The sequence below is a fragment of the Candidatus Caldatribacterium saccharofermentans genome (assembly GCF_050267035.1).
Lineage (GTDB): Bacteria > Atribacterota > Atribacteria > Atribacterales > Caldatribacteriaceae > Caldatribacterium > Caldatribacterium saccharofermentans.
The window spans coordinates 1,677,150-1,694,338 of the sequence record NZ_CP187957.1 but is presented as its reverse complement, the minus strand read 5'-3'; the positions used below and the strand labels follow the sequence as shown (position 1 = coordinate 1,694,338).

Sequence of the window (17,189 nt, the reverse complement as noted above, 5' to 3'; positions counted from 1 at the left end):
TCTCACGGAATAAGGACAACCTTTAAGGCATCCTTCCCCTCCATGAGCCGCAAGCCCTCTTCAATGGCCTCAAGGGGGAGCGTGTGGCTCACAAGGTAGGAGAGGTCAAGCTGCCGCACAAGAAGGTCCAAAGCGGCACGGACGTGGAAATTGTTCGAGCGAGTGGTTCCGGTCACAAGGAGCTCCTTGTAGTGGATGAGGTTTGTGGCAAGGGGAACTTCAGGAGTACCAGGCGGAAGACCTCCAAAGAAGTTGATTCGCCCGAAAACTCCGGCCACTTCCAGGGCCTCTCTCTGGGCATCGGGTGCCGGAGCAGCCACAATGACCACATCCACATCGCGGAGGACGTCCTTGACTTTCCTCTCGCCCACGACAATCGTTCGGGCTCCCCTTGCAGCAGCTCTCTCAAGGCGGGAAGGGCTGATATCGGCCATCCATATCTCCCGGGCTCCAGAAAGGCGGGCAAGCTCAAGGAACATGAGACCGATGGGTCCTGCACCGTAGATGAGGACCGTGTCGCGGAAACTCACCGAAAGGGGCAAAAATCCGTGAACCACACAGGCAAGGGCTTCCGCAAAGGAAAACATCACCGGATCCGCTTCAGGTGGCAGAGGAAAGACGTTGCCCTGGCGCACCGCCTCTTCCGGAACCCGCATGTACTCGGCAAACCCACCGTCTTCGGTAATCCCCAGGGCTTTCCCGGAGGGACAGTGGTGCTGTGCTCCGGCAACGCAAAAACGGCACTTTCCACAGCCGTAGTTCGGTGCCACAAGAACGAGCATGCCCTCTGCGAGATCCGTAACTCCCTCCCCAACCTCCACGATTTCCCCCACGACCTCGTGCCCCAAAATGCGCTGCACTCCCTGTGGAATGGACCCGTGGCCTCTTCGGGCAATCCGGAGATCCGTTCCACAGAGGCTCGCTGCGCGCACCCGCAAAAGCACCTCACCCCGGCCAATCTGGGGAACGGGGACATCCACGATACGTATACCTTGGGGGTAGGAAAACACCGCCGCTTTCATGGCTTTCTCCTTTCCTCAGCGAATGAGTGACCTGAAACGCGTCATGACCTCGTTCATCTTCTCCATGGTCTCAAGGTAGAACGGTAAGAACTCCTGGTACTGCCTGTGGAGGTTCTCGTCAGGCTCAAAAACGGAAACCTTTGCCACAGAGGAGAACGCCTTCTCCTCGAGATTGGTGAACACACCTACACCAAATCCCGCAACCATCGCCGAGCCCCAGATGGAGAATTCCTCCCGATTGAGTGTCACATAGGGTATGCCGAGGATGCTTGCCTTGAGGCGGTTCCAGAATGCCGACTTTGCTCCGCCACCGATGACCCGAACCTCGGAGAAGTGGATTTCCGGCATGAGCTCCCGAAGAACCTTGAGGTAAAAGGCATACTCAAAGGCAATACCCTCAAGAATGGCAAGGAAGAGATGCTCCCGGGTGTGGTCCCAGCTAAATCCAGCAAAAACTCCCCGAAGGTACGGCTGTGTGGGGCAATTCCTCCCCCGAAGATGGGGAAGGAAGACAATGCCAGAAGGCGGCACGACACGCTTTTCCACCTCTTCATTGATGCGGGCAAAGGCATCGGGGTTGTGCACAAGCTCCCGGAAGAGCTCGTTCCGGGCCCACTCCACATCCATGCCGCCCCCGTTGATGTAGGCCATGGGGTAATAGTATCCCTCAAGAACAGAACGGGGGAAAAGGAGGGTTTTGTGCTGCACATCGGGCACAAACCGGTCCACAAAAACGGCAAAACACGAGGCCGTCCCGGCGATATCAAAGGCAATCCCGGGCCTCACCACCCCTGCCCCCAGGGTGTTCGCCGCCTGGTCCCCGCACCCGGCAACGATGGGAATACCCGAGGGAAGGCCCATGGCCTCTGCCCACTCTGCCCGGAGCGTCCCCACAATTTCCCAGGGAGCAAGAATACGGGGCATTTTCTCCTTTTCGATATCGAAAAGCCCGAGAATCTCCTCATCCCACGTTTTCCTCTCGAGGTCAGCAAAGCAGGAGAAATGAATATAGGTGTAATCGATGTACGTTTCATCCCCCTGGAGTCCCGCGAGCTTCTGTGCCACCCAGCAGGCCGGAACGGTGAACTTGGCAATGCGCTGGTAAACTTCAGGGTGCTCGTGTTTCCACCAGAGGATTTTCGGTCCGTGATTGATGCTTGGACCCATGCCGGATCTCGTGATGATGAGATCCTCAGCTTTCTTCATCTCCTCGGCATATGGGGCCGAACGCACGTCAAGCCAGGAGTCGTAAGGGGTCGCCGCTTCCCCCCTTGCATCCACCCCCATAATACCTGCCATCTGGCCATCGATGGCTATCGCAAGGATCTCTCTTGGGTTCACCCCGCTTTTTTCCACAACCTCCCTTACTGTGCGGACCACCGAGAGGAGCATTTCCTGGGGGTCCTGCGTGACGCTCCCATCCCGGCCATAGATAATGTTGGAACTCTCCCGGGCAATGGCCAGAGCGTTCCCCTCGGTATCAAAAAGCCCGGTTTTCGTGGCCGTCGTCCCAAGGTCACACCCAATGAGAAACGCCACCATCACCACTCCTTTATCGCCACTGGTTGCCCCAGGGCGAGGGATTCGTGTCCTGCCTCAACAACCCGCACCACCCGGAGCCCATCTTCAAGAGAAGGTGTGGGCGCAGTACCAGCAAGGACCGCGCGAATGAAGGCCTTGAGTTCCTCAAGGTACCCATCTTTGAAACGGAGTGCCCATCCCGCCTGGGTGTCCCGGATGGCTTTCTTCTCAGGCGTATAGAGGACGGGACCTCTCCCCTCCGTCTCCCCAACCCGAATCATGCCCTTTGTCCCCAGAATCTCCATCCGGGCGTCATAGGCATACCCTACAGGGCATCCTCCGTCAACCACCCCGAAGGGACCGTCAAGAAAGGCCATGGTGAGAAGGTAGTGGTCGTAGAAATCGGGGAACTGTGTTCTGGCCTCCGGGGACTTGAAGTTCTTCGCCTCCATGAAAACCCGCTCTGGTTTTTTCTGGACAAACCACAGAACGGCATCGATATCATGGGAGGAGACTTCAGCAAGCATCCCACCGCTTCTTGCCCGATCCCAGATCCAGGCCGGCGGAAGACCAGGACCTCTCCCTGTGGACTTCACAAGGACCAGGTCGCCAATGAGTCCCTCCTGAACCATCTCCCAGGCCCTCCGGATCTCCGGGTCATACCGGCGCATGAAGCCAATCTGGAACTTCACCCCCGCCGCTTCCACTGCCCTCTTCATGGCCAGGGCCTCTTCGAGATTCTGCGCTAGAGGCTTCTCGCAGAAAATGTGTTTTTTCGCCCCTGCAGCCTTCTCAACGATATCCCGGTGGGTGAAGGTGAGAGAGGCAATGCACACCGCATCGAAGTTCTCCTTTTCAAGAGCTTCGTCAAAAGACGTGTACCAGCGAACCCCAAGTTCTCCGGCCGCTTCTTGAGCTTTCGCCGCATCCACGTCCACCACCGCTTTCAGCTCCCCTTCGGGGATGTAGTGGACGAGGTTGCGCCCGTGAACCATTCCCGCCCGTCCTGCACCGACAAGAACAAAGGTGACCTTCTCCATGCTCTTCCTCCACCTCTAATCTCTCGTAACTCTTCGCCGCCACTGGTCAAAGACCACAACCGCCACGATGAGGAGTCCGTTCACCACTCTCTGCCAGAAAGGCTCAACGTTAAGGAGATTGAGGCCATTTGAGAGAACTCCCATGAGGATAGCACCGATCAAGGTTCCGAAAACCGACCCCTTACCCCCAAAGAGATTCGTCCCTCCGATGACCACTGCAGCAATGGTCTGGAGTTCCAGGCCCTCAGCCATCAGGGCATTGGCCGAATTCATCCGGCCCACAAGCACAAGACCGGCAAGACCACAGTAGAGCCCTGAGACTCCATAGACAAGGATTTTGATCCGATCCACATTGATCCCTGCCGCACGGGCCGCCTCCCGGTTCCCACCCACCGCATAGAGCGAACGTCCAAAGGTGGTCCGGTTCAGGATAAACCAGGTAATGGCCACAACAAGAAGGGCAAACACCATGGGAACCGGAATGCCCTTGATGTCCCCGCTCCCCAGCCAGACAATGCTTTGCGGGAGATATCCCGCAAGCTTCGTCGCCGTGAAATGGGAGGGAACGGGAAGACCACCGGTGATAAGGAGCGCAATGCCCCGTATGGCGCCAAGCATACCAAGGGTGGCGATGAAGTCAGGAATTCTCCCCTTGGCAATGATGACACCGCTGGCCAGCCCCGCCAGGGTGGCAAAGAAAACTCCAAGGAGCGCACCACTTACAAAGGGCCACCCCCAGTAACTCATGGCCACTGCCGCAAGACAGCCTCCCAGGGCAAGTACTGAGCCAACGGAGAGGTCGATCCCAGCGGTGATGATGACCATCGTCTGTGCCGAAGCCGCAATGAGCACCACAGCCACCTGTCGGAAAATGTTCAGCCAGTTGCCCAGGGTGAAGAAGTGTGGCGAAAGGATGGCAAAAGCCGTACTCAGCACCACAAGCCCAACCAGTGACCCACCCTTCAGAAGAAGGCTCACCAGAGCTCGGGACAGGCTCTCTCCCTCCCGCCATGCAGGAATTGCTCTATTTTGAGGCAACGCAGGCACCTCCTTCAGGAAACTCCACTGGCCACAGCAAGGAGCACGGTTTTATCGATACCATCCGTGCGCTCAAAAATCCGCACAATTCTGCCACCTCGCATAACCGCAATCCGGTCTGCCACCTCGAGAGCCTCCACCGGTTCGGAAGTGATGTAGAGAATGGTCAGTCCCTGGCGGGCAAGGTCCCGCACCATGGCGCGGATTTCAAACTTGGCCCCTACGTCAATCCCCCGGGTGGGTTCGTCCATGATGAGGAGCTTTGGTTTTCGGGCCAGCCACCGGGCAAGGAGCACCTTCTGCTGGTTCCCTCCACTCAGGTACAGAACCTCCCGAAAAACATTTGGGGTTTTGATCCGGAGAGAGCGGACGAAGTCTTCCGCAAGACCCACCTCTTCCCGAAGGCGGAGAATACCCCTTCGGGAAACCCGGGAGAGAATGGCCAGGGTGATATTGGCGAAAACAGGGAGCTCATACACCAGAGCCCGCCGGCGGTCCTCAGGAAGGTACCCGATACCAAGGGCAATAGCCTCCTGAGGGCTCTTGGGTTGTACGACTTTGTCCTCAAGCGTCATTTTTCCTGCCGTTCGCTCAAGGCCGAAAAGCCCTCGTGCCAGGGTTGTCCGACCCGAACCGATAAGACCAAAGAGGACAAAAACCTCTCCCTTCCGGACTTTCAGATTCACATCTCTGACAAAACCCCCTGACGAGAAGCCTTCGAGGGCAAGCATCACCGCTTCAGTGTGGTCTCCTCCATGACCTGTCTCAAGCACCTCCACTGACTTCCCCGTCAGGTACTCAAAGAGCATCCGCTCGTCAAGGCGACGAGCCTCTTCGGTGACGACCTTTCGACCATCTCGAAGGACCGTCACCCGATCGGCAATGCGCAGGGCCTCGTGCAGTTTATGAGAAATAAAAATAATGCCGATGCCGGTCTTTTTAATCTCGGCAACCAGCTCAAAAAGGCGGTTGACCTCGTCCTCGCTGAGGGCCGAGGTCGGCTCATCTAGAAGAAGAATTCGCAAATTCGGTCGGCTTACAGCTTTGAGAATCTCCACCGTTTGCTGCTCGGCAACACTCAAAGACCCAACAGGGGTGCGGGGATCCTCCCGGATACCGAAGCGCTCGAGGAGATGAGCGGTTTCGGAGAAAATCGTGTTCCAGTCGACTTGAACACCCCGCCTGGGCCATCTCCCCAAGAAGATGTTCTCGGCGATACTCAGGTCAGGAACAAGGGAAAGTTCCTGTTGCACCAGGACAACACCGGCATTCAGGGCATCCCGGGGGGAGAGAAAATGCACTGACTTTCCGTCAAGGAAAATCTCTCCGGCATCTCTGGGAATAATACCGCTTATGATTTTCATCAACGTGCTTTTCCCGGCGCCGTTTTCCCCCAAAAGGGCATGAACCTCCCCCGGAAGCACATCCATGCTCACCGTATCGAGTGCTTTCACCCCGGGGAAGGATTTGCTGACGTTGCGGACCTCAAGAATCGGCGTTTGCGGCATCACCATACCGTGTATCCCCCATCAACACTCAAAACCGCACCGGTGGCATAACCAAGAAGAGGAGAAGCGAGAAAGAGAATAGCCGCAGCAATCTCTTCGGGCTTGCCGAGCCTTTTGAGAGGCCGAGAATCCTCAAGACTTTTTCGCACTTTCTCCGGATCTCTTTCCTTCCTGAGCGCTTCCTCTACAAGAGGAGTGTACGTCGTTCCCGGACAGACGCAGTTCACTCGCACGCCATAGCTGGCAAAGTCCACCGCGCAACTCCTCGTGATGGAGATGACTGCAGCCTTGGTGAGGTTGTACACCATCTGGTTCGGGATGGCTACAAGGCCAGCCTCAGAAGCCACATTCACGATAACGCCGCTTCTTCTCTCCACCATTCGCCTCCCCACACTTTGGGTGCAGAGGATCACCCCTTTGACGTTCACGTCAACAAGCCTTGCAAAATCCTCCTCGGTGAAGACCAGAGCGTCGCCCTTGGCGTAGACCCCGGCGTTATTCACCAGGATGTCGATTTGGCCAAAGCGGTGCAGCACCTTTTCGACCATCTGGTCCACGCTGTCTTTTTGAGATACGTCCACCTCGACAAACTCGGCGACAAAGCCCTGCTTTTTGAGGTCCTCCTCCAGGGCTTTCCCCCTCTCCGGGTTCGCCTCAGCGATAACAACCTGAGCTCCTTCCTGGGCAAAAAGCCGAACCGTAGCCTCACCGATCCCTGCGCCGCCACCGGTAACGATGGCCACTTTCCCGCCGAATCCAAGGTCCAAGGGGTTTCACCTCCTGAGGAAAGGGCCCCCAAAGGGGGCCCGATCTCTTACTTTTCGAGGTATGCCTTCTTGATGGCTTCCCAGTCAATGGGCTCAAGATAGGGATTCGGGTAGAACATGTCGGCGTTACCCTGCCATTCAATCCGTGGACGGATATCCACAAACTGCGGTACCTGATCCTTCAGGCCCAGAGCAAGCATAACCGCGTATTTTGTTCCGTACCAGCCCCACTCAGGGAAGCCGTGCCAGGTCTCAGCAATGAGCCGTCCTTCGCGGATTCGCTCCACGGACTCAGGTGTTCCGTCGTTAGTGAAGACCTTGACTTCAGTTCTTCCTAAGCGCTCGCAGGTAAGCATGGCACCGAGACCCATTTCATTTGAAGCTGCCCAGATGAAATCCAGCGTCCCTTTTGGATTGGCCGAGAGGATGTCCTCGGTAACCTTAATGGCCTTTTCCCTGTTCCAGTCTGCAGGGAGAGTGGTGACGATTTTGATTCCCGGGAACTGGTCGATGACGGAGTGGAATCCCCGAAGCCGCGCGGTGGAGAAGAACCCTCCAGCAATGCCCTCGATGATGGCACCGGTAGCCTGGATTTTGTCCTTGAGGTTCTCGATGACCTCCGGGGTGTAGAGCTTCTGCCAGAACTCAAGGTCAAGGAAGGTTTCCGGTGCAACGTCCACTTTTTCTCCCTCACCCAGGACTCCCGGTCCGCCAAAGTAATCCACCACGGCGTAGGCGGAAATCGTTCCTGCCACCGTGTTGTCAAAACCAATATAGCAGTCAACATCTACACCTTCAATAGGTTCTAAGAGGTTGACCACAATGACCGGGATGCCGGCTTTCTTGGCCTCCTGGAGGGCCGGCTTCACAACCTCGACCTCAATTGGTGAAATGGCGATAACATTGACTTTACGCTGGATGAAATCCTCGATGATAGCTATCTGGTCTGCAAAGGCCGTGTGTGCAGCAGGAGCACGGGTGACAATCTCGACGTTGATACCGTGGTTTCGGGCATCCGCTGCGGCTTTCTCAAAGAAGTCGGTGGCCGTCTTGAACACTCCGGTAATGTCTGGCGGAGTCCAGCCGATGGTGATTTTGGGGATATCCTTACCCCACACTCCAAGGGCCAACCCAAGCACGAACACCAGCACGAATACAACGCCCAAGCTTCTCCGCATACCAAAACCCCCTTTGTGCGTTTATTTTTTGCCCCCAGAAGGGGCAAAATGCCGCTTCTCCAGTGCTTTCAAGAACGCCAGACCTTCTCTGAGGAGCACATCGCTTGAGGGAACCATTTTCCGCCAGACACAGGTTCCGGCCCGCATGGAATCGGAGACCTCTGCAAAAGATTCCATCCCCACAACACCCCGGTAGTCCCCCTCGGCAAGAGCCCGAAAGATGCCTTCCCAGTCAACGGTCCCGGTCCCGGGAATCCCCCGGTGGCTCTCGCTCAGGTGGTAGTGGCAGAGGTACGGAATTGCCTTCTTCGTGGGAGTATAAAAATCGTTCTCCTCGATGTTCATGTGGTACGAATCAAGGTGAATCCTCATATTGGGCTCGTCGATCATCCTGAGGAGCTCAAGCGCCTGGTCACAGGTGTTGATGAGAAAGGTCTCATACCGGTTCACAGGTTCAATCCCCACAAGAAGCTGAGCATCCTGAGCCCACTGGGCCACCTTCTTCAGGGCTTCCGCAGCACGTTCCAGATATTCCCGACCGGGGATGGTCGCAATGCGCTTTCCCAAAGCTGAGTAGATCACCCCCGAAAAGCTCAAAGCCCCCATCTCCGCCGAGACATCCACGCACCGCTTGAGGTATTCAAGACCCTTTCTGCGTACCGCCGCATCAGGAGAAGAAACGTCGGTCTCCTCAGAGAGCACCGTGGAGGTCACGATTCGCAAGCCAAGCCGTTCTGCTTCTTTTCGAATGCTCTGGGGGTGAACAGACTCGATATCCATGAGGGGGATTTCAATGGCATCAAAACCGAGTTCCCGGGCCCTGGAAAGAAGAGGAAGGGACTCTTCGGTCCATCGAGACGTCCAGGCATAGGCATGAACCGCGTACAGTAATCTTCCCACAGGCATCAGCTCCTCAGCACCCTCACCCGCACTCTCCCCTTGTCTCCCCGGAAACGGGAGATGAAGAGGTCAATGGGGCGGTCGTTGACATCGTAGGTGATGTTCTCCATAAGAAGGACCGGAGCCTTGGGTTCAAGGCCCAAAAGCTCGGCATCCCGGTCGGTGGCAAGGACTGGTTCCAGACTCACCTCTGCCCACTGGGGCTTGAGGTTGTAGCGTTCAGTGAGGAGACGGTACAGCGAGCGGTCGGTGAGGTCTTCCTCCAAAAGCCCGGGGCAGAGGTGGTGGGGGATGTGGTTCTGAACCCAGACCACAGGTTCATCCTCCACGAAGCGGAGGCGCTCGATGAAGATGACCTTCTCTCCTTCTTTGAGCTGCAGTGCCCTGGCAATGCGTTTGGGAGGATCCTGGAGTTCTTTGCGGAGGACTTTGGTCTTCAAGGTGTAGCCTCGCTGGGCCATGTCCTCGTAGAAGGTGACAAAGTGCTGGATGAACCCGTACTCGAGCTTGGGCTTGGCCACAAAGGTCCCCCGACCCTTCTCCCGGGTGAGGAGCCCTTCATAGACCAGTTCCTTCAGGGCCTGACGGACGGTGGGACGGCTGATGCCGTACTTTTCCGAGAGCTCCCGCTCAGAGGGGAGCAAATCCCCGGGGGCAAGGACGCCTTCCTCAATTTGCTCCCGGATGATCTCCTTGAGCTGGTAGTAGAGAGGAATGGGGACTTTTCGGTTGAGGGTAGACACGCCTCCACTCCTTCTGTCGATACGTTCGTATGCTAAAAGGTTAAATGGTATTTACCGAAAGAGATTATACCCTTCACGCTCTCCTTCGTCAACCTCTCCTCCCTTATTCGGGAAGGCGAAAAACGGTTTCCTCAATGGTTTTCAAAAAGTGAATCCCCCGCAGAGCAATCTCGTCGGGCTCGGCGAATTTCTTCTCTTCAGAGCCCGGAATATCCCCACCCAATCGATATGGTCATCTCCAGGAATACCCCTTGGCTGGCACGGCAATGGCAATGGAAGAGGAGGTCGGGGAGTCAGGGTGATTTCAACGCCCTCAAAACCCATTCCCCGAAGACGGGGCAAAAGCGAGAAGACACACTCTTCTTGCACTTCGGGAAACCACATGTGGGAAAAGGCTCCGTACTTCATGGCTTCACTTCACCACTCGAATCCTTTTTCGGTCCATGGTGGCAACGGCCACCCCAACAGCAATGAGGCCAAAAATCACCATCTGGATGTCCCGGCCCAGGGCCAGCATCAACATGCCGCTTTGAATCCAGGTGATAATGATGACCCCAAGGAGCGTGCGATGTGGACCTCCCATCCCTCCGGAAAGCGCCGTGCCCCCGGCGACAACACTGGCAAAGAGAGGAATGGACATGTCAGAGCCAATCAGCATGGATCCCCCACCAAGCTGAGCCATGTAGAGAACCCCAGAAAGGCCAGCGAGGAACCCGCTGAGCATAAAAACATAGACCCGCTGACGCTCAACGTTGATCCCCGAAAGCCGCGCCGCGGTGAGATTCCCTCCAATAGCATACGTTCTCCTCCCAAAAGGCGTGCAGAGGGCAACAAAGGTGCACAGAGCCCAGATCCCCATGGCCCAGTAGAAAATCGAGGGTAATCCAAAAATAAAGGTTGTGGCCAGTGCCCGAAAGCGCTCATTGTACATGATATGGAGAAAGCCTTTCGAGAGATAGAGACCAATCCCCTCAACAACAATGGAAACCCCCAAGGTGGCCATAAAGGAGGGGACGTTGAGATAGGCAAGAAGAACACCGTTGAGCAAACCAAGACCTGTACTCACAAGGAGCGCAAAAGGAATGGCCCAGAAACCGAGCTTTTCAATGTACATGACACAGAGGAGTGCGGCAAGCTTCAGCACGCTCGGTACCGAGAAATCAAACGACCCCATCATGATGACAAAAGTCAGGCCACAGGCGGCAATGAGAAAATACGACATGGCATACACCAGAGTCACAAGGCCTTCGTACCTCAGGAAAGTCGGGTTCACCGCCTGGAATCCCAGAATGATGATGCTGGCAACAAGAAGCGGCCATAGCGTCCCGGCGTTCTTTTTCATCCATTCCCGGGAGAATGTTGCAATCACTGTTCTCCGCCTCCTCAGGTGATTTCAACACCCCTGAGACCCCGTGCTCCCACGATAATCGACACGATGAGGAGGATACCTACAAGGAGCTGAAGAATCTCTGGATGCAGAAGGGAAAGGTACAGCCCCCGGTAGAAAACGCTGAAGGTCAGAGCCCCAAGAAGGGTTCGCTGTGGTCCCCCGCTCCCCCCAACAAGAGGTGTTCCCCCAAGGACAATGGCTACAAGAGGCCAGACGACGTTTTTGAGGTTGAGCTCCACCGGAACCGAGCCCCCAAGGTGCTGGAAGAGCACAATGGTTCCAAGTCCGGTGAAAAACCCACTTAAGGTGAAGGCGAGGATTTTGTACTTCTCAACCGGTATCCCCGCAAGCTTTGCCCCTTCTTCATTCGAACCAATGGCGTAAAGGTAAAGCCCCACGCGAGTTCGGACCATGAGGTAGATGGCGGCTCCAATGAGGGGAAGGGACCAGAGGAATGCCGTGGGAATGTAGGGCACAAGGGAAGCAGTGATGAATTCGTACCCCTTGACGGTCCGCGAATATCCCCCAGAGAGCACCGCGGTAAGCCCCCAGTAGACCACAAGGAGACACAGGGTCAGAATGAAGGAGGGGACCTTTCCCCTGGCATGAACCACTCCTACCAGGAATCCGGTTCCAAGGCCAAGAAGAGGAAAAACGCAGATGGCAAAAAGCCCAAGAACTGGAGTCAGAAGCCAGACAAGCACTCCTCCAAGCATCCAGATTCCCACGTACGAGAGATCCAGAGATCCCGTCACCACCACCATTGAGGGACCCAAGGCAAAGAGCACAAGCGTCACGAACTGCTTAAGAATCGTGGTGAGATTAAGGGTAGTGAGGAATCGCTGGGGATAGAGGAGGGAGAAAAGCACCACAAGCCCCACAAGGACAATGGCTACCGGATGACGCACAAGAAGGAGAAAGGGATACCACACCCGCCTAGTCTTCACCATCTCACCCCACCGTCACTTCCTGGAGTTCCTCCGCGCTCACGGTCCTCTGCACCCTCCCACCCCGCATCACCAGGACCCGGTCGCAGAGGAGGGCGTACTCTTTGGGGTCATCGCTCACGAGAATGAACGAAATCCCCTTCTGCTTCATCTCAAGGAGCACTTCGTAGATATCCTCCCGGGCCCCCACATCAATACCAATCGTGGGGTCTTCAAGAAGAAGGATGTCGGGGCTTCGCTCCAGCCATTTCCCGACCGACACCTTCTGCTTGTTCCCACCGCTCAGAGAGTAACATTCTGCGTGCACACCGGGAGCCTTGATTTCCAATTTTCCCATCACCCCTTCGGCAATGCTCCTCTCCACCCCAAAACGAATCACAGGGAAAAACTTCCCGAGAACCTTCTTGAGATTCACGATGGAGATATTCTTGGCAATGGACCAGTGGAAGAAGAGTTCCTTCCCCGCTTCTCCTGAACAGTAGCCTACACCCCGCTCAAGGCGGACATGGGGAGGTTCACCGGAGAAAGCCTCCTGCCCTTTGATGACCAGTTTCCCACCATCGAATCCAAGAATCCCGGCGATAGTCCGCAGAACCTCGCTTTTCCCGGAACCCGCAGGCCCAAAGAGACCAAGGCACTCTCCTCTGCAAAGCTCAAAGGAAACGTCGTAGTAGCATCCGCGCCTTGTCAGTCCCTCTACTCGCAGGACCACCTCAGAAGACACCGTCTTCTTCCGGGCCTCAAAGGTGTACGCCAGCGATTCTCGTCCCACGATGGCTCGGAAAAGGTCCTCTTCGGTCACAGCGTCTTGAGCAAGGTCGTAATGGGCGACGAGCTTCCCATCCCGGAGGACGTACACCCGGTCAACGAATTCCATGACCTCGGGGATAATATGGGAGACGAAAATGAAAGAACAGGTCTCCTTCATTCGGAGAATGTTCTGGAAAAGTTCCCTCCGTTCCTCAAGGGTTAAAGGAGCAGTGGGCTCGTCGAGGATAATGACCGGAGCTACATCTTTCCCCCGGCTTTCAAGGCGCACCCCAAGAACCGCCCGGGCAATCTCCACCATTTTCTGGGTCGCCAGAGGGAGTTCATACATAAAGTCCTCAACGTCGCAGACAACGTGGAATTCGTCAAGGATGTCCCTTGCCTCCCGTTTCATCCGCTCGCTCTGCAATCCCCACGGTCCCCGGTACTGCTCCTCGTGCCCCAGGAAGAGGAACTGGTACACCCGAAGGTGAGGGATAACCCCCCGCTCCTGGTAAACTATGGAAATTCCCCGCTGTGCCGCCTCTTTGGGATTCCGGGGAAAAGGAACCTCTTTCCCCCCAAGGAGGAGTATACCCTGGTCCGGAGCATGGACCCCCACGAGAATCTTCATGAGGGTGGATTTTCCCGCACCGTTCTCTCCCACCACGCCGACAATTTCGCCCCGGTACACCGCGATGCTCACTTCATCCAGAGCCCGCACCACGGTATCGAAGGTTTTAGAGACATTCCGGACCTCAAGAACAGGAGTGTCGTTTCGCCTCATCGTGCAACCTCGACTGGAGAAAAAGGAAATGGAGAAAAAGGAAAGAAAGCCCCTGCCTGCTTGCAAGCAGGCAGGGGGGTGAACTTCACTTCCAGATAGGATCCCACTTGAGCTCTGGTGGAAACTTCTCGATGTACTTCTGTGCCTCTTCCCAGGTATCGGCCCAGCTGAAATCGAGGAAGAAATCGTAGAGGGCGGCAACGTGTTTCCGGAAGGCTTCCATGCTTCCGAATTTCTCAAGCTTTGCCGGGAAGTAGTAGTCGTGCTGGCCAAGGCGTATGTCTGCACCTGCGTGGCGGTCATAGGAGAGGCCGAGTTCCTGACACTTGGCAATGGAAAGGAGACGGAAATCATACGGGTACTCGGGCTTGGGCTCTTTCATCTGCCGCAGGATTTTTTCCAGGTTCTCCTGAGTTGGTGCAAGGTAGAAGTTCGGGTGCCAGATGAGACGGGCATCCCGGGCGAGCTTCTCTACTTCACCAGGTCTTCCATAGGTATTGATTCGCGGTGCCTGCAACATCTCTTCAGGGAACGGGTACCAAGCACCCACACACATATCGTAGAGCATGGGAACCATCCGTCCTGCAAAGTAGGGAATGTCAAAACCAGCAGTAACCAGGAAATTCCCCTTGAGGATTTCCTCAGCTGTGGTCATTTCCATGTCTCGAGAAGCCGTGAAAGGACCAATGGCGATGCCACGATCCTCCAAAGCCCGCAGAGCTCCCATGGTCTGGGAATCATTGGCACCCCACAGACCCTCATAGTCCTGGCGCACAGCAAGCGCTGCTTCGGCTGCTTTCCGGCCCCCTTCATACCACCATTCACCGTACTGGTGTCCCAAAAGCTGCATTTCAGGATAGAAGCTCCAGGCCATGAACACTCCAAGGTTAATGTAGACGGTGGAGACAGTGGCCACCGTTTTGTGAGCCTGGTGGTGGAGGAGCTTAGTCCTTCCGTTCTGGCGCATCTTCTCAAAGAGAATCATGAGGGGGAAGAAGGTCTGCTCATCCGAGAGGGGCGTATTGTCAATAACCCAGCGGGGACCGAGGTCTCCCGGATACATCTCACCGGTATACCCGAAGAACGTGGCCATGAACACGTTGTGCTCGTTGCAGATTCTGGCAAGCTCGGGCATCACCGCAGCTGAAGGGCAGTTGTAGATGATGGCCTTGGCCCCTGCGGCGATCATGCTTTCTGTGGTCTCAATCCAGGCGGCATCAGTTTCTGCCACCGCACCGATGAACTCAAGGCCAAGCTGCCGGCATGCCTGCTCAACCGCCTGGTAACATATCATGAGGTACTCCTGAGCAAGGCCCCAGGTGATGTATCCTATGGCGAACTTCTCTCCCGGCTCGGCGTTTTTGTACCGCTGGGCGAGCTCCATGCGCTTCTCATCGAGTCGCAATTCTTCCTGGGCAAGAGCACAATGCACAACGCTTATACCCACGCTAACGACCACAAGGAGCACCAGAAACCGCGTCCACCGTCGCACTTTCAAACCCTCCTTTCAAAAAATGGATTCACAAGGTGAGGGATCATTTTGATCCATCATCCAGGTCCTGCACCCACCTCCTTCTCGCAAAAACAGGAGACTCAATAATGACAACAGCAACCTTTTTCCGGAAATACTTTATCGCGAACAGGCGAAATTGTCAATAAGATGTATTAACCTTAAAACCAGAAAGGGGCTTTCGTCTACCTGCGTATTTGCACTACTGTCTCTGGAAAGGCGTTACTTTATTTATGAAGCGCAAGAGAGAGGAAACCACAGAACTTGGAAAAGCACAAAAAACCCGGATGTTTTAAAAGAAAAGAGAAGGAAGGACCTTTGGGTTTTCCCAAGCCATGCAGCCACCACAGGCCCGAATTCCGCTTTCAGCTCCTCAGCACCCTCACCCGCACTCTCCCCTTGTCTCCCCGGAAACGGGAGATGAAGAGGTCAATGGGGCGGTCGTTGACATCGTAGGTGATGTTCTCCATAAGAAGGACCGGAGCCTTGGGTTCAAGGCCCAAAAGCTCGGCATCCCGGTCGGTGGCAAGGACTGGTTCCAGACTCACCTCTGCCCACTGGGGCTTGAGGTTGTAGCGTTCAGTGAGGAGACGGTACAGCGAGCGGTCGGTGAGGTCTTCCTCCAAAAGCCCGGGGCAGAGGTGGTGGGGGATGTGGTTCTGAACCCAGACCACAGGTTCATCCTCCACGAAGCGGAGGCGCTCGATGAAGATGACCTTCTCTCCTTCTTTGAGCTGCAGTGCTCTGGCAATGCGTTTGGGAGGATCCTGGAGTTCTTTGCGGAGGACTTTGGTCTTCAAGGTGTAGCCTCGCTGGGCCATGTCCTCGTAGAAGGTGACAAAGTGCTGGATGAACCCGTACTCGAGCTTGGGCTTGGCCACAAAGGTCCCTCGACCCTTCTCCCGGGTGAGGAGCCCTTCATAGACCAGTTCCTTCAGGGCCTGACGGACGGTGGGACGGCTGATGCCGTACTTTTCCGAGAGCTCCCGCTCAGAGGGGAGCAAATCCCCGGGGGCAAGGATGCCTTCCTCAATTTGCTCCCGGATGATCTCCTTGAGCTGGTAGTAGAGAGGAATGGGGACTTTTCGGTTGAGGGTAGACACGGTCAACCCCCTTTACATTTTGAATATTTTTGCAGTATTGTAGCAGAATCTCTCATATCGTGCACTTAAGCCACCCACCATCCACGTAGTACGTGGAGCCCACACAGTAGCTTGCAAGAGGAGAACACAAAAACACGTAGAAGTGGGCAAGTTCCTCCGGAGTGGCAAAACGCCCGATGGGGGCATTGTCCTTCGCAATCCGGTCAAGGTACTCTTCCGGAGTCATGCCCTTTTCTCTGCTCACAATCTGGGCCGTTTTATCCCAGTCAGGAGTGCGGATGAGACCAGGATTGACGCAGTTCACCCGAATGTTGTATTTGATGACCTCATTGGCCAGACATTTCGAAAACATAACGAGTGCAGCCTTCGTCACATTATAGATTGGCTCATAATCCAGGGGTTGCCGTGCACAGATGGAGGCGGTATTGATAATTACTCCCCCACCCCGTTCGATCATGAAGGGGATGATCTTACGGGACATCCGGACCGCGGCCATGACGTGCAAACCCCAGTAGTACTGCCACCGCTCATCAGGAGCATCCATGATTTTCTCGGCACTTCCTGTTCCGGCGTTGTTGATGAGGATGTCCGCACCCCCGAAGGTCTTCCGGATTTCCTCCACGAAGGCATCGATGTCCTCCGGACGGGTCACATCGGCCCGAACACCAATTGCTCGCACACTGTATCGCTCTTCGAGAGTCTTTGCCGCTTTCTTCACCCGCTCTTCATTTCGGGCACAGAGCGCACAGTGTACACCTTCTCTTGCCAGCGCTTCTGCCACGGCAAAGCCAATGCCGATACTTCCCCCGGTAATGACGGCAACTTTTCCAGAAAGACCAAGGTCCATGGGAATACCTCCTCTGTGGAAGAAATTTCAAGGCCATTGTACGCCTAAAGAAGAGAAGGAACAACCTGTCCCGGCTCAGGATACCGCCACGCAAGAGGTTCTTCGCTTCTCCCTAAACCCTCTTCGGATGCCCGGACACCG

The 17,189-nt window shown here is 55.7% G+C and carries 15 protein-coding genes; all 15 read right to left on the bottom strand.

Annotated elements, in window-relative coordinates; genetic code table 11:
- Positions 1-2: 2 nt before the first annotated feature.
- The 15 genes from ACPT9Q_RS08595 to ACPT9Q_RS08525 all read right to left on the bottom strand — a co-directional run bounded on the left by ACPT9Q_RS08595 (position 3) and on the right by ACPT9Q_RS08525 (position 17,048).
- Positions 3-1,022, bottom strand: a complete 1,020-nt coding sequence (locus ACPT9Q_RS08595; protein WP_017873056.1) for an alcohol dehydrogenase catalytic domain-containing protein — start codon at positions 1,020-1,022, stop codon at positions 3-5.
- Positions 1,023-1,037: 15 nt separating this feature from the next.
- Positions 1,038-2,564: a xylulokinase gene (locus ACPT9Q_RS08590; RefSeq protein WP_427365596.1), complete on the bottom strand. Its 1,527-nt coding sequence runs from the start codon at positions 2,562-2,564 to the stop codon at positions 1,038-1,040.
- Complete coding sequence (locus tag ACPT9Q_RS08585; RefSeq protein ID WP_017873058.1) at positions 2,564-3,583, bottom strand: Gfo/Idh/MocA family oxidoreductase; 1,020 nt, start codon at positions 3,581-3,583, stop codon at positions 2,564-2,566. The genes ACPT9Q_RS08590 and ACPT9Q_RS08585 overlap by 1 nt, the downstream gene beginning before the upstream one ends.
- Before the next feature lie 15 nt (positions 3,584-3,598).
- Entirely contained in the window at positions 3,599-4,621 is a 1,023-nt protein-coding gene (locus tag ACPT9Q_RS08580; protein ID WP_017873059.1) for an ABC transporter permease subunit, read from the bottom strand.
- Positions 4,622-4,635: 14 nt separating this feature from the next.
- Positions 4,636-6,135, bottom strand: coding sequence for an ATP-binding cassette domain-containing protein (locus ACPT9Q_RS08575; protein ID WP_017873060.1), 1,500 nt, complete (start codon positions 6,133-6,135; stop codon positions 4,636-4,638).
- The gene (locus ACPT9Q_RS08570; RefSeq protein WP_017873061.1) at positions 6,129-6,896 is read right to left on the bottom strand and encodes a glucose 1-dehydrogenase; all 768 of its coding nucleotides are present in this window, start codon (positions 6,894-6,896) and stop codon (positions 6,129-6,131) included. Before ACPT9Q_RS08570 ends, ACPT9Q_RS08575 begins: the two co-directional genes overlap by 7 nt.
- A gap of 47 nt (positions 6,897-6,943) precedes the next feature.
- Positions 6,944-8,074 (bottom strand): substrate-binding domain-containing protein, encoded by a 1,131-nt coding sequence (locus tag ACPT9Q_RS08565; protein ID WP_017873062.1) that lies wholly within the window; start codon positions 8,072-8,074, stop codon positions 6,944-6,946.
- Positions 8,075-8,095: 21 nt separating this feature from the next.
- Positions 8,096-8,980 (bottom strand): sugar phosphate isomerase/epimerase family protein, encoded by an 885-nt coding sequence (locus ACPT9Q_RS08560; RefSeq protein WP_427365595.1) that lies wholly within the window; start codon positions 8,978-8,980, stop codon positions 8,096-8,098.
- Positions 8,980-9,717 carry a GntR family transcriptional regulator gene (locus ACPT9Q_RS08555; protein ID WP_427365594.1) on the bottom strand — a complete coding sequence of 246 codons (738 nt, stop codon included), beginning with the start codon at positions 9,715-9,717 and terminating at the stop codon, positions 8,980-8,982. The genes ACPT9Q_RS08560 and ACPT9Q_RS08555 overlap by 1 nt, the downstream gene beginning before the upstream one ends.
- A 412-nt stretch (positions 9,718-10,129) precedes the next feature.
- On the bottom strand, positions 10,130-11,086 hold the full coding sequence (locus tag ACPT9Q_RS08550; protein ID WP_427365593.1) for an ABC transporter permease: 957 nt from the start codon (positions 11,084-11,086) through the stop codon (positions 10,130-10,132).
- 14 nt (positions 11,087-11,100) lie between these two features.
- Positions 11,101-12,057, bottom strand: coding sequence for an ABC transporter permease (locus ACPT9Q_RS08545; protein ID WP_427365592.1), 957 nt, complete (start codon positions 12,055-12,057; stop codon positions 11,101-11,103).
- A 1-nt stretch (position 12,058) separates the two neighbouring features.
- The gene (locus tag ACPT9Q_RS08540) at positions 12,059-13,588 is read right to left on the bottom strand and encodes a sugar ABC transporter ATP-binding protein (protein ID WP_427365591.1); all 1,530 of its coding nucleotides are present in this window, start codon (positions 13,586-13,588) and stop codon (positions 12,059-12,061) included.
- 85 nt (positions 13,589-13,673) lie between these two features.
- Entirely contained in the window at positions 13,674-15,080 is a 1,407-nt protein-coding gene (locus ACPT9Q_RS08535; RefSeq protein ID WP_017873947.1) for a hypothetical protein, read from the bottom strand.
- Positions 15,081-15,463: 383 nt separating this feature from the next.
- Positions 15,464-16,201 carry a UTRA domain-containing protein gene (locus tag ACPT9Q_RS08530; protein ID WP_017873064.1) on the bottom strand — a complete coding sequence of 246 codons (738 nt, stop codon included), beginning with the start codon at positions 16,199-16,201 and terminating at the stop codon, positions 15,464-15,466.
- 52 nt (positions 16,202-16,253) lie between these two features.
- A complete protein-coding gene (locus ACPT9Q_RS08525) occupies positions 16,254-17,048 on the bottom strand; it encodes an SDR family NAD(P)-dependent oxidoreductase (RefSeq protein ID WP_427365590.1) in 795 nt (264 codons plus the stop codon).
- Positions 17,049-17,189: the final 141 nt, after the last annotated feature.